Source organism: Pseudomaricurvus alkylphenolicus, assembly GCF_011683955.1.
GTDB lineage: Bacteria > Pseudomonadota > Gammaproteobacteria > Pseudomonadales > Cellvibrionaceae > Pseudomaricurvus > Pseudomaricurvus alkylphenolicus.
In genome coordinates this window covers 1-13,883 of sequence record NZ_JAAQPI010000025.1, presented here as the reverse complement: position 1 = coordinate 13,883, position 13,883 = coordinate 1, and the positions used below count along the sequence as shown (strand labels likewise).

The 13,883-nt window shown below is 54.9% G+C and carries 9 protein-coding genes; all 9 read left to right on the top strand.

The genetic code is table 11. The annotated features are described in order from the left end of the window. Positions 1–14 precede the first annotated feature (14 nt). Positions 15–4,241, top strand: a complete 4,227-nt coding sequence (gene rpoC / locus HBA55_RS33665) for a DNA-directed RNA polymerase subunit beta' (protein ID WP_167000139.1) — start codon at positions 15–17, stop codon at positions 4,239–4,241. A 106-nt stretch (positions 4,242–4,347) separates the two neighbouring features. Continuing rightward, complete coding sequence (locus HBA55_RS33660; protein ID WP_167000138.1) at positions 4,348–5,997, top strand: ATP-binding protein; 1,650 nt, start codon at positions 4,348–4,350, stop codon at positions 5,995–5,997. A 64-nt stretch (positions 5,998–6,061) separates the two neighbouring features. Next, positions 6,062–6,823 (top strand): hypothetical protein, encoded by a 762-nt coding sequence (locus tag HBA55_RS33655; RefSeq protein WP_167000137.1) that lies wholly within the window; start codon positions 6,062–6,064, stop codon positions 6,821–6,823. 5 nt (positions 6,824–6,828) lie between these two features. Continuing rightward, positions 6,829–8,121 (top strand): tetratricopeptide repeat protein, encoded by a 1,293-nt coding sequence (locus HBA55_RS33650; RefSeq protein ID WP_167000136.1) that lies wholly within the window; start codon positions 6,829–6,831, stop codon positions 8,119–8,121. A 5-nt stretch (positions 8,122–8,126) separates the two neighbouring features. Continuing rightward, on the top strand, positions 8,127–8,822 hold the full coding sequence (locus tag HBA55_RS33645; protein ID WP_167000135.1) for a winged helix-turn-helix domain-containing protein: 696 nt from the start codon (positions 8,127–8,129) through the stop codon (positions 8,820–8,822). 532 nt (positions 8,823–9,354) lie between these two features. Continuing rightward, positions 9,355–9,726: a 30S ribosomal protein S12 gene (gene rpsL, locus HBA55_RS33640; RefSeq protein WP_167000134.1), complete on the top strand. Its 372-nt coding sequence runs from the start codon at positions 9,355–9,357 to the stop codon at positions 9,724–9,726. Between the two features lie 152 nt (positions 9,727–9,878). Then, positions 9,879–10,349, top strand: a complete 471-nt coding sequence (gene rpsG / locus HBA55_RS33635) for a 30S ribosomal protein S7 (protein WP_167000133.1) — start codon at positions 9,879–9,881, stop codon at positions 10,347–10,349. Positions 10,350–10,487: 138 nt separating this feature from the next. Next, positions 10,488–12,587, top strand: a complete 2,100-nt coding sequence (gene fusA / locus HBA55_RS33630) for an elongation factor G (RefSeq protein WP_167000132.1) — start codon at positions 10,488–10,490, stop codon at positions 12,585–12,587. Between the two features lie 88 nt (positions 12,588–12,675). Then, positions 12,676–13,883, top strand: a 1,208-nt coding sequence (tuf, locus tag HBA55_RS33625) for an elongation factor Tu (RefSeq protein ID WP_167000131.1), incomplete at its 3' end; no start/stop codon positions are given.

The window sequence follows — 13,883 nt, the reverse complement described above, 5'->3', positions numbered from 1 at the left end:
TTGGAGACATTCCCTTGAAAGACTTACTTAATCTGCTGAAGTCCCAAGGTCAGACCGAAGAGTTTGATGCGATCCGTATTGCACTGGCGTCGCCTGAAATGATTCGTTCTTGGTCTTTTGGTGAAGTGAAAAAGCCTGAGACCATTAACTACCGGACCTTCAAGCCCGAGCGTGAAGGTCTGTTCTGTGCCAAGATCTTTGGCCCGGTAAAAGACTACGAGTGCCTGTGCGGTAAATACAAGCGCATGAAGCACCGTGGCATTATCTGTGAGAAGTGTGGCGTTGAGGTCACTCTGTCCAAGGTTCGTCGTGAGCGCATGGGCCACATTGAGCTGGCGTGTCCGACCGCCCACATCTGGTTCCTGAAGTCCCTGCCAAGCCGCATGGGCCTGTTGCTGGATATGACACTGCGTAATATCGAGCGTGTCCTTTACTTTGAATCCTATGTGGTTACCGACCCCGGCATGACCACACTGGAGAAGGGCCAGCTGCTGACCGATGAGCAGTACTTCGAGGCAATGGAAGAATTCGGTGACGAGTTTGAAGCCAAGATGGGTGCCGAGGCCATTCAGGAGCTGATGAGCGACATCGACCTGGAAGCCGAAATCCAGGAACTGCGCGAAGAGATTCCGAACACCAACTCCGAGACCAAGATCAAGAAGCTGTCCAAGCGCCTGAAGCTGCTGGAGGCCTTCTACAACTCAGGCAACAAGCCCGAGTGGATGGTGCTGGAAGCGCTGCCGGTTCTGCCACCCGATCTGCGTCCTCTGGTACCTCTGGATGGCGGCCGCTTTGCGACTTCCGACCTGAACGATCTGTATCGTCGGGTCATCAACCGTAACAACCGCCTCAAGCGCCTGCTGGACCTGAACGCTCCGGACATCATTGTGCGCAACGAGAAGCGTATGCTGCAGGAGTCTGTGGATGCGCTGCTGGACAACGGTCGTCGCGGCCGTGCCATTACCGGTTCCAACAAGCGCCCGCTCAAGTCTCTGGCTGACATGATCAAGGGTAAGCAGGGTCGTTTCCGTCAGAACCTGCTGGGTAAGCGAGTGGACTACTCCGGTCGTTCTGTGATTGTGGTAGGTCCGACCCTGCGTTTGCACCAGTGTGGTCTGCCCAAGAAGATGGCACTGGAACTGTTTAAACCGTTTATCTTCTCCAAGCTGGAATTGCGCGGCCTGGCCACCACCATTAAGGCGGCCAAGAAGATGGTGGAGCGTGAAGAAGCCATCGTTTGGGATATCCTGGACGAAGTGATTCGCGAACACCCCGTCATGCTGAACCGTGCACCTACGTTGCACCGTCTCGGTATCCAGGCGTTTGAGCCGGTACTGATTGAAGGTAAGGCAATTCAGCTGCACCCGCTGGTATGTGCGGCCTATAACGCTGACTTCGACGGCGACCAGATGGCGGTTCACGTACCTCTGACGCTTGAGGCGCAGCTGGAGGCCCGCGCCTTGATGATGTCTACCAACAACATTCTGTCACCGGCCTCCGGTGAGCCTATTATCGTACCTTCCCAGGACGTAGTATTGGGCTTGTACTGGATGACCCGTGAGCGCGTTAACGCACCCGGCGAAGGCATGATTTTTGCCGATACCCAGGAGGTATCCCGTGCCTATAACGCCAAGAAAGTTGGCCTGCAGGCGCGTATCAAGGTTCGTATCGTTGAGCACATCACGGGTGAGGACGGCGAAGTCACTGAACGGTGTTCTATCGTAGAGACCACAGTCGGTCGTATTCTGCTGTGGGAAATCGTGCCCAAAGGCATGCCTTTTGAGCAGGTTAACCGCCCGATGGTCAAGAAGGCCATCTCCCAGGTAATCAACTACTGCTACCGTATCGTGGGTCTGAAGGCCACCGTTATCTTCGCTGACCAGCTGATGTACATGGGTTACGAGTACTCCACCAAGTCCGGTTCTTCCATTGGTGTGAACGACTTCGAAATCCCTGACGAGAAGCACTCTCTGGTAGCCGCCGCCGAAGCGGAAGTAAAGGAAATCGAATCCCAGTACGCCTCCGGTCTGGTAACCCAGGGCGAGAAGTACAACAAGGTGATCGATATCTGGTCCCGCGCCAACGACCTGGTGGCCAAGTCCATGATGGAAGGCATCTCCCACGAGTCGGTCATCAATCGCGACGGCGAGGAAGAGAAGCAGTCCTCCTTTAACTCCGTCTTTATGTACGCCGACTCAGGTGCTCGTGGTAGCCCCGCTCAGATCCGTCAGCTGGCCGGTATGCGTGGTCTGATGGCCAAGCCCGATGGCTCCATCATCGAAACGCCCATTACGGCGAACTTCCGTGAGGGTCTGAACGTAGGTCAGTACTTTATTTCTACCCACGGTGCTCGTAAGGGTCTGGCGGATACCGCACTTAAGACCGCGAACTCCGGTTACCTGACCCGTCGTTTGGTGGACGTTGCCCAGGACGTGGTTGTAACCGAGACCGATTGTGGTACTGACCACGGTCTGACCATGGCGCCTGTGATCGAGGGCGGTGACGTTATCGAATCCCTGGGTGATCGTATCCTGGGTCGTGTGGTTGCCCGCGACGTGATCCGCGCCGACAGCGATGAGATTCTGGTGCCTGCCGGTACCATGATCGACGAGAAGTGGGTCGACCGTATCGAAGAGATGAGCATCGATGAGGTTATGGTCCGCTCTCCGATTACCTGTGAAACCCGCCACGGTATCTGTGCCCAGTGTTACGGCCGTGATCTGGCCCGCGGCCATCGTGCCAACCCCGGTGAATCCGTGGGTGTTATTGCAGCACAGTCCATTGGTGAGCCGGGTACCCAGTTGACCATGCGGACCTTCCACATTGGTGGTGCGGCCTCCCGGGCCTCTGCCGTGGATAGCGTACAGGTCAAGCAGGACGGTACCGTTCGTCTGATTAACCTGAAAGTGGTGGAAAACGCCGCCGGTAACCTGGTGGCAGTCAGCCGCTCCGGTGAACTGGCGGTAGCCGATATGAACGGCCGCGAGCGTGAGCGCTACAAGGTTCCCTACGGTGCTGAAATCACGGTCAAAGATGGTGAGAAGGTCGACGGCGGTCAGTTTGTCGCCAAGTGGGATCCCCACACGCACCCAATCATCACCGAAGTGGCGGGTAAGGTATTGTTCGCTGGCATGGAAGATGGCCTGTCCATTCGCCGCCAGACAGACGAACTTACCGGTCTGACCTCGATTGAGGTACTGGATCCGGCCGAACGTCCTGCCGCTGGTAAGGATCTGAAGCCTGCCGTGACCCTGATCGACGAAGCCGGTAACGAGCTGACCCTGGCCAACACCAATGTGCCGGCTCACTACATGCTGCCAGCCAAGGCGATTCTGAACATCACCAACGGTGACCAGATCGGTGTCGGTGACGTTATTGCACGTATCCCGCAGGAAGGTTCGAAGACCCGCGATATTACGGGTGGTCTGCCTCGAGTGGCCGACCTGTTTGAAGCGCGTAAGCCGAAAGAGCCGTCCATTCTGGCTGAAATCTCCGGTACCATTTCTTATGGTAAGGAGACCAAGGGCAAGCGTCGTCTGGTGATCACGCCGAACGATGGCCAGCCGCTGCCGGATGGTTCCACCCATTACGAGGTGTTGATTCCGAAGCACCGTGTAATGACCGTGTTCGAAGGTGAACAGGTGGAGAAGGGTGAAGTTGTATCCGATGGCCCCAGTAACCCGCATGACATTTTGCGTCTGCAGGGTGTTGAGGCACTGGCCCGCTACATCACCAACGAAATCCAGGACGTTTACCGTCTGCAGGGTGTGAAGATTAACGATAAGCACATCGAGGTGATCATTCGCCAGATGCTGCGTAAGGTGGAAATCAGCTCCATGGGCGATTCCTCCTTCGTTAAAGGGGAGCAGGCGGAGTACAACCGCGTGCTGGAAGAGAACGAAAAACTGCGAGCAGACGATCGTCAGCCCGCAACGTTCGAACGCCAGCTGCTGGGTATTACCAAAGCCTCTCTGGCCACCGAATCGTTTATCTCTGCGGCCTCGTTCCAGGAGACCACCCGCGTACTGACCGAAGCGGCAGTTACCGGCAAGGTGGACAACCTGCGCGGCCTGAAAGAAAACGTGGTGGTGGGTCGACTGATCCCTGCCGGTACCGGTTTGGCTTACCACTCCGAACGCCGTCGCCAGCGCGATGCCGAGCTGACCATCGAGTCTGATGGACCAACAGCAGAAGAAGTGGAAGCGGCTCTGACCGAGGCACTGAAGTCCAGCGCCAGCTGATTTCAGCGCTTTTAAACCGCCAGCAAAAAGCTCCCATCTGGGGGCTTTTTGCGTTTTAGGGCAGAGTAAAATTAGAATCGAGTGGTTCAGGGGCGGGAGAATGCACATGCGAAGCATCTTTTTTCGAGTTTATATTGGTATCGTGCTGGCGGTTATCGCCGTTGGTACCAGTGCACTGCTGGGGTATCGCTATTGGCAGGCGGAGAGGCTCGATCAATATCTTCTGCAACAGTCACGTGGCACCATTCAGTTAATTTTCGAAGGCATGCAGCGGCATCGTGGAGAGCGGCAGGATCAATGGAAAGAGCTGAGTCAGCGAGTCACAGGTCTAGACTTTGAGCTGGTGCCGAAGGACCTCACTGTCCAGCTCAAGACCACCCGTTGGGGGCCGCTGCAATTGCACCTCGCAAGGCTCGGCGATGACAAGCGGTTGGTGTTGGCCCAGCTCGACGGGGTGTCTGACCAGTGGCTGCGTTTTGTATTGTCGGAGCGAAAAGTCAGCGAACAATTCTTCAGAGGAACCACGCTGTTGCTGTTGAATGAGTTGGGTCGCCTGCCGAAGCAGTCCAGGCAGCAAGCACTGAGAGAAATGCAGGACCAATTCGGGTTTGTACTGCGGTGGCTCAGTCGCGATCAACTGGCGGCCGGCTACGTGCAAAACCGGGCGCTCAGTCGTGGAGATACGGTGGTAGAGCTGACCACTCTCGACAACGGTGACAGGGCCATTCGCACCCTGGCCCCCATCGGCAACAGCGGAGAATTTTTGCAGCTTGGGGATGCACCGCTGTACGTGCCATTTCCCCGTGCCTGGTTGGTCGCTCTCATCATTTTGAGTCTGCTGCTTTTAGCCGGGCTGTGCTTTTTGTTGATACGCCCGTTGGAACGGCGTCTCAATCGGATGATGGACGAAGTGCGGGCGCTGCAACCCGGTGTTGATACGACCCATTTAACGGTTGAGGGCCGGGATACGTTGACGGCGGTCGCAGGTAGTATCAACACCATGTCGGAACGCATTGGCCAATTACTCAAGGCGCAGCGGGATCTCAATCACGCGGTATCTCACGAGCTGAAAACGCCATTGTCACGCTGTCGGTTCCATTTGGAGCTGGCGGATCAAAAGCTGACGTCGGCAGGCAATGATGGCGATAACCCTGCCCGTAAGCACCTGCGGGGAATCAGCGACAATCTGGGTGAGTTGAACAGCCTGGTGGAGGAGATACTGCTCTATGCCAGCCTGGAAAGCCATCGGCCCGATTTGCAGCTGCGGCAGTTTCCCCTGGCACCGGCTTTGGAGCTTTTGCTGGTACCCCTGGTTGAACAGAATCCAAACCTCAAGGTGCAGCGACATCTGGAACCGGGTCTGATGATTGACGCGGATTCACACTACATCAAGCGAGCACTGCAAAACCTGCTGAACAACGCGTTTCAATACGCCGAAACAACCGTTGCAGTGACTGCTGCCAGCTTTGAAGGCAAGGTCATTGTTCGAATTGGTGATGATGGACCTGGAATTCCTGAAAGTCATCGGGAATCAGTGCTTGAACCCTTTACACGGGTGGAAAGCAGCCGCAGCCGCCGTACAGGAGGTACTGGATTGGGGCTCGCTATTGTGCGCCAGATTGCCCATTGGCATGGTGGCGAGGTGTCGATAGGTCAGTCCAAGATGGGAGGTGCAGAGGCCAGTCTTGAGTTCGTCTGTCGTGGCACTGCCCCAGCCGATACAGATAGTTATTCGATACAAACCGATACACATTAGTATTTTACTCGTGGCACCAAAGCCCGGATACTGAAAGCCTGCCCGAATCCGGCGAGAAATTTACGTGAACATTCGATTGTCCCTGCTGTTTTCCCACTACTCCGATGTCATGCGCAACCTCAAATGGCCTGTGCTGGTGTTGGTATTGCAGGTGTTGCCCCTTGTCTGGGCTGAGAACAGAGCCTGGGGTGAGGCTGAAGACTGGGGTGACTGGGCTCAGGAAGTGGAGCAACCCCTGCCTGCTGGACAGCCTGGACCCGGTGCCAAGCCCGGACTGTCAGAAGATCTGGAGGCACCGGAGCGGGCCCAGTTTGAACATCTGGATGGCAGTGACTTGGGTGACTACGGTGCCGATCGCAATTTCTCGGGTGATCGCGATAACGCACAGGCCGATCCCCATGATCACCAACACACGCTACTGCAGCAAATGGAACAGTTGGAGTTGCTGGAGCGAATGGAGCAGTCTCTGGGTGGCCTACCGCAGAAGATAGATGGAGCCCAGGATCGGATATTGCTGCGGACACAATCCATTGAGACTGTTGGTACCCGAGATGGAAATGCTATTGAAGCTATGACGCCGGTGGATCAGGATTTCAACAAATCTGAAGTTCTGGACAACTTTGTCAGCCAGTTCGAAAATCTCGGGAATGTGACCGGCAGCGATGCCGACAGGGATATGCCAGAATCCATTGTCAGTGGTTCGGACAATATTGATGACGAAGGCGTGACGCTGGCGCCCGACCTGGACCAGGAAGAAGACACAACCTTGGCGAAGCCCGGCTTCGATACCCTGGCACCTGAATTTGAGCACCCGGTTAAAGACTAAGGCTGATGGAACGGCTAGGCTCCCCTAATATTGTCCAATGGCTGATCACCGCACTGCTGGTAGTTATACAGCCATTGCAGGCGCAGGACGCAGAGCCCGTAGAAACGGGTTTCCCCGGAATCCACACCGATTACCTGAAACAGTTGTCGACTCTCTCCCGCAGTCAGCCGAAACAGGCAATCGGCAGCCTCGAAAATCGATTGGAGCAATACCCTCAATGGCATCGGGGGCGCCTCGATCTGGCCCGTTTATATTTCCTGGATGGGCGTTATGGCGATGCCCGGCAGATGGTTCGTCAGGTGATGAGCGAGGCGCCCCTGCCGGATACGGTCAGGGAAAACACCTTGCGTTTTTATCAGCAAATTTTGTTTGCACAGCGCCAGCAGCCGCTCATGCCGTCGAATTCTGATTCTGCTGATTGGCGCTTTGGAGGAGACCTGAGCGGCTTCTTTGGATACGACAGCAACGCCAACAGCGGCCCGGAAGATGCAGATATCGGCGTCGATAATCGGCGCCTGGCATCCTCGGCACTGGAGGCAAGCGACCACTACGGAGGTGCGCTGCTGGCCCTGAATGCATACAAGCGTACAGACGAGTTTCGTTGGCGTCACTACTTGTCAATATACCAACGCAGCTATACCGATCAAAACGATGCCGACCTGGGTAATCTCCGGTATCTGGGTGAACTGACACTGCTTACTTCCAGCCATTGGCAGGTGGGCCTGGAGTGGGAGCTGTCTCACTATCGCTATGGCAGTGGAACAGACATCAATGACATCAGCCTGACGCCGGAAATACAGTGGCGTGACAAGCATTGGCAAATCAGTGTGCAGATGGAATATCGCCAGCGGGGATACAATTTTCGTGATCAGCAAACCCTGCCGGAGTCAGATAAAGATGCCGATATCCTCGGGATAGGTGTGGATTATCAACTGCGGCTCAATCCCAATTATCGCTTGAGTTTACAGGCTCATCGGGTGACGAATAACGCGCAGGCCGATTTATACAGTTACGACGCTACCGAGGTCGGTGCCAAACTCTTTTACCAGACACAGCCAAGCTGGGCGCTTTGGTCTCAATGGTACTGGCGATCGAGCCACTATGAAGCGCCCGAAGCACCTCTCTATGATGATGAAAGAGAGGAGGACTTTCATTTATTGCGAGTGGGATGGCGTTATAAGGTTACCGCCGAAACCAGCCTGTCCATGACCTTGTCCAATTATCGTAACCATGCCAATCATCGATTGCACGATTACGAGCGCAGCCAATTGCAGTTGCAGCTGCACAGGAGATTCTGAACACAATGAGCCAGCTTCACATATTGCTGATTGAAGATGACGCTGAATTGGCGGCATTGACCGTTGAGTATCTGAGTAACTTTGATTATCGCCTCAGCCACGAAGCCGACGGTTTAAGTGCGGTTGAGCGAATCCTGGAAGAGCAGCCTGATGTCGTGTTGCTGGACATTATGTTGCCGGGCAAGAGTGGTATCGATATCTGTCGCGAAGTCCGACAGGTCTTTAGCAATCCGATCATCATGTTGACTGCTCGCAGTGACCAGATCGATCAGATCATCGGGCTGGAAATGGGGGCTGATGACTATATTTGCAAACCTGTGGAGCCCCGTTTGCTGGCCGCCAAGATCAATGCGGTCAGCCGTCGTATTCAACAAAGTTTGGGCGCCAACGAAACAACCCTTGCGGTGCAGGATCTGCACATCAACAATGTCGCCCGTGAAGTGAGGCAACGGGGGCGGGCGTTGGAGCTCACCACCCACGAATACGACGTGCTCTATCTATTGGCGCGCAACGCCGGGCGGGTGCTCAGCAGAGAGTCCATTTTCTCCGACGTGAGAGGCATCGAGTACGATGGCATCAGCCGCTTTGTGGATGTCACTATCTCCCGTTTGCGCCACAAAATCAGTGATGACCCCAACAATCCAAGCCGGATTAAAACCGTGCGCAACCGCGGTTATCTGATGGTGCCGGAAACCATCTGATTGTCGCCTGGTTACAAACCGTTACATAATCCGCATCGTTTGCACACAGACAGATCCGCCGTAATCCCTGATCATGGCTTCGGCCTGCTGGGGAGGTGACTCCAAGCTCTTCAGTCAGGTTGCAGGACAAGCATCCTGCACTCTCGACGCCGGAGCTCAGCTCCAGTGGAACCATGCCGGCCGCCCACTTTCAGGTAGCCGGTTCGGGTGTCGCTGCCAGGGAGGGGTGGCGGCACCCAACACAACGGGCTTCAATTCAACCGTGTTTGGCCTAAAATGACCTTGTGCTCAGTGGCTTACCGGACAGCCTGGATTCCTCCTTATAGCCGTTGTCTGGCTCCCTCATCTTCTATAGCCATAGTTGTACCCCTGGCCGCAATTCACAGGACTTGACCTGCCAGACCCGACCCCGTACAATGCGCGACCCCTGGAAATTGGGGCTGGTTCGCGTGTCCGGTTAACCGGCACGGCGCACCGACTACTGTTAACTGGCCTTATTCGTAAGGCATTCATTTTTTTGGAGTTATTTTTCATGGCAACGATCAACCAATTGGTTCGTAAGCCTAGAAAACGTAAGGTTCAGAAGAGCGACGTTCCCGCTCTGCAAGCTTGCCCTCAGCGCCGTGGTGTTTGCACCCGCGTTTACACCACTACTCCTAAGAAGCCAAACTCTGCTCTGCGTAAGGTTTGCCGTGTGCGCCTGACCAGTGGTTTTGAAGTGACTTCTTACATTGGTGGTGAAGGTCACAACTTGCAGGAGCACAGCGTGGTACTGATCCGTGGCGGTCGTGTTAAAGACCTGCCAGGTGTTCGTTATCACACTGTCCGCGGTAGCCTCGATACCTCTGGCGTGAGCGATCGTAAGCAAGGTCGTTCCAAGTACGGTGCCAAGCGTCCCAAGTAAGGGCGTTGTGAAACTGTATTAACGTTTTCGGTTGAACCGAGTAAGGCTAAGCGCGCTCATAGTTAAATCAGCAAGTAGCTTAAAGCAGGCGAAAGCACGAAGAAGTTGTGAGAGCGTTGTCTTAGAACAAACCTGAAGAAGAGGCGAAGCAAATGCCAAGAAGACGCGTTGTCGCCAAGCGTGAAGTATTACCAGATCCCAAGTACGGTAATGTCACTCTGGCGAAATTTATGAACATGGTAATGGTAAGCGGCAAGAAGTCCGTCGCTGAGCGCATCGTATACGGTGCTCTGGATATCGTTGCCGAAAAAAGCGGAAATGACGCTCTCGAGCTGTTCGATGACGCTTTGGAAAAAATTGCCCCACTGGTAGAGGTTAAGTCTCGCCGTGTGGGTGGTGCAACCTACCAGGTGCCGGTTGAAGTTCGCCCGGCCCGTCGTCAAGCGCTGGCAATGCGCTGGCTGGTGGAGTTCTCTCGCAAGCGCGGTGAGAAGTCCATGGCCCAGCGTCTGGCTGGTGAGCTGCTCGACGCATCCCAGAGCAAAGGTGGTGCAGTCAAGAAGCGTGAAGACGTGCACCGCATGGCCGAAGCCAACAAGGCGTTCTCTCACTACCGCTTCTAAGGTAGCGACAGGGCCGCAAGGCCGGGCCGCTGGATGGCGGCCCAGACGTCAAAAAGGCTTAATAAAAGGCAGCTACTATCGCTGCCTTTTACCGTTTACAAGCCGCAATAAAAAGCAGCAAACATTTGGAGAACCCTCGTGGCACGTACTACTCCTATCGCACGCTACCGCAACATTGGTATCTGTGCGCACGTAGATGCCGGCAAGACCACCACCACTGAACGGGTTCTGTTCTACACCGGTCTGTCTCACAAGATCGGCGAAGTCCACGACGGTGCAGCCACGATGGACTGGATGGAGCAGGAGCAGGAACGCGGTATCACCATCACCTCTGCAGCAACCACCTGTTTTTGGTCCGGTATGCAGCAGCAGTTCGATAAGCATCGCATCAATATCATCGACACTCCCGGGCACGTGGATTTTACCATTGAGGTAGAGCGTTCGCTGCGAGTGCTGGACGGTGCGGTTGTTGTATTGTGTGGCTCCTCCGGTGTACAGCCTCAGACCGAAACGGTCTGGCGCCAGGCCAACAAGTATGAAGTCCCCCGCATGGTGTTCGTCAACAAGATGGACCGTGCTGGCGCAGACTTTGAAATGGTTGTCAGTCAGCTGAAAGAGCGGCTGAACGCCAACCCGGTACCTCTGCAAATGACCATCGGTGCCGAAGACGAATTCAAAGGTGTTGTCGACCTGATCAAGATGAAGGCCATACTCTGGAATGAGGATGACATGGGCATGACCTTCGAGTACGGCGACATCCCGGCGGAGATGCAGGACAAGTGCGAAGAAATGCGCGAGTTTCTGGTTGAGGCTGCCGCCGAAGCCAACGATGAGCTGATGGACAAATACCTGGAAGACGGTGAATTGTCCGAAGAGGAAATCAAGTCAGCCATCCGTCAGCGCACGCTGGCCAATGAGATTATTCCGGTCATTGGTGGTTCGGCATTCAAGAACAAGGGTGTTCAGGCCATGCTGGATGCCGTGATTGAATTCCTGCCCTCCCCGGAAGAGGTAAAAGCCATCGAAGGTACGCTCGACGACGGTGAGACCGTTGCAACCCGCGAAGCCGACGATAATGCCCCTTTCTCAGCGCTGGCGTTCAAGATTGCCACCGATCCGTTTGTGGGTACGCTGACCTTCTTCCGGGTTTATTCCGGCAAGCTTGAAAGTGGCACAGCGGTCTACAACTCCGTTAAGGGCAAAAAAGAGCGCGTTGGCCGTATGGTGCAAATGCACTCCAACTCCCGCGAAGAGATCAAGGAAGTGCTGGCGGGTGATATTGCCGCTGCCATCGGTCTCAAGGACACGACAACAGGCGACACCCTCTGTAGCGAAGAGTCCAAGATCGTTTTGGAGCGCATGGAGTTCCCCGAGCCGGTTATTTCGGTAGCGGTTGAGCCTCGCACCAAGGCGGACCAGGAAAAGATGGGTGTGGCGCTGGGCAAGCTGGCCCAGGAAGACCCGTCTTTCCGTGTTAAAACCGATGAAGAGACGGGTCAGACCATTATTTCCGGTATGGGTGAGCTGCACCTGGACATTATTGTTGACCGTATGAAACGCGAGTTCAGCGTTGAGGCCAACATCGGTAAGCCTCAGGTGGCCTATCGCGAGCGCATTACCCGGATATCGGAAATTGAAGGTAAATTTGTGCGCCAGTCAGGCGGTCGTGGCCAGTATGGCCACGTTTGGGTGAAGTTCGAACCTGCAGAAGATTCCAATGCCGAAGGCCTCGAGTTCGTTAACGAAATCGTAGGTGGCGTTGTACCGCGAGAGTATATTCCCGCGGTTGAAAAAGGCATCTCTGAGCAGATGCAAAATGGCGTACTGGCCGGCTTTCCTTTACTGGGTTTGAAGGCTACGCTTTATGATGGCTCTTTCCACGATGTTGACTCTAACGAGATGGCGTTTAAGATTGCAGCCTCCATGGCAACCAAAAAATTGGCAGAAGAGGGCGGTGCGGTATTGCTCGAGCCAATGATGAAGGTTGAAGTGGTTACCCCTGAAGAAAACATGGGCGACGTGGTCGGTGACCTCAATCGCCGTCGTGGCATGATTCAGGGTATGGATGAAAATCCATCTGGTAAGGTTGTTAACGCTGAGGTGCCGTTGGCCGAAATGTTCGGTTACGCCACTGACCTGCGTTCGGCAACTCAGGGTCGTGCGACCTTTACCATGGAGTTCGAGCGTTATGCAGAGGCTCCAAAAAATATCGCTGATGAAGTGATGGCTAAAAGCTAGTGGTTGGCACTGGCTTATTTATACAAGGGCGGTGAATAACTTACCGTTTTATCATTCGTTGCTGAATATTTTTTAGAGGAATAAAACAGTGGCAAAAGAGCAATTTGAGCGGTCCAAACCGCACGTAAACGTGGGTACCATCGGTCACGTTGACCACGGTAAAACTACCCTGACAGCAGCCCTGACTCGCGTATGTGCCGAGGTTTGGGGTGGCGACGCCGTTGCTTTCGACGGTATCGACAATGCGCCTGAAGAGCGTGAGCGTGGTATCACCATCGCCACCTCTCACGTAGAGTACGATTCTCCCGATCGTCACTACGCGCACGTAGACTGCCCGGGTCACGCCGACTACGTTAAGAACATGATTACCGGTGCTGCTCAGATGGACGGCGCTATCCTGGTATGTGGTGCGACTGACGGCCCAATGCCTCAGACCCGCGAGCACATCCTGCTGTCTCGTCAGGTTGGTGTACCATACATCGTTGTGTTCCTGAACAAGGCTGACCTGCTGGCTGAAGACTGTGGCGGTGTTGATTCTGAAGAATACGCCGAGATGCTGGAGCTGGTTGAGATGGAGTTGCGCGAGCTGCTGGACACTTACGAGTTCCCTGGCGACGACACTCCGATCATCCCTGGTTCTGCCCTGATGGCCCTGAACGGCGAAGACGACAACGAGCTGGGTACCACCGCTGTTAAGAAGCTGGTTGAGACTCTGGACTCTTACATCCCTGAGCCTGAGCGTGCGATCGACGGTGCCTTCATTATGCCGATCGAAGACGTATTCTCCATCCAGGGTCGTGGTACCGTTGTTACCGGTCGTGTTGAGCGCGGTATCGTCAAGGTTGGTGAAGAAATCGAAATCGTTGGTATCAAAGACACCACCACTACCACCTGTACTGGTGTAGAGATGTTCCGCAAGCTGCTGGACGAAGGTCGTGCCGGTGAGAACGTTGGTGTTCTGCTGCGTGGTACCAAGCGTGACGAGGTTGAGCGTGGTCAGGTACTGGCTAAGCCCGGTTCTATCACTCCTCACACCAAGTTCGAAGGTGAGGTTTACGTACTGTCCAAGGATGAAGGTGGTCGCCACACTCCATTCTTCAAGGGCTACCGTCCTCAGTTCTACTTCCGTACCACTGACGTGACCGGCGCTTGTGAGCTGCCGGAAGGCGTAGAAATGGTAATGCCTGGTGACAACATCCAGATGACCGTTACCCTGATCTGCCCGATTGCGATGGACGAAGGTCTGCGCTTCGCGATCCGTGAAGGTGGTCGTACCGTGGGTGCAGGTGTTGTATC

Bases quoted from the DNA above. Each gene is read 5' to 3' on its own strand.
- HBA55_RS33660 (WP_167000138.1), top strand. From the start codon at position 4,348: ATGCGAAGCATCTTTTTTCGAGTTTATATTGGTATCGTGCTGGCGGTT.
- HBA55_RS33650 (WP_167000136.1), top strand. From the start codon at position 6,829: ATGGAACGGCTAGGCTCCCCTAATATTGTCCAATGGCTGATCACCGCA.
- HBA55_RS33645 (WP_167000135.1), top strand. From the start codon at position 8,127: ATGAGCCAGCTTCACATATTGCTGATTGAAGATGACGCTGAATTGGCG.
- rpsL (WP_167000134.1), top strand. From the start codon at position 9,355: ATGGCAACGATCAACCAATTGGTTCGTAAGCCTAGAAAACGTAAGGTT.
- rpsG (WP_167000133.1), top strand. From the start codon at position 9,879: ATGCCAAGAAGACGCGTTGTCGCCAAGCGTGAAGTATTACCAGATCCC.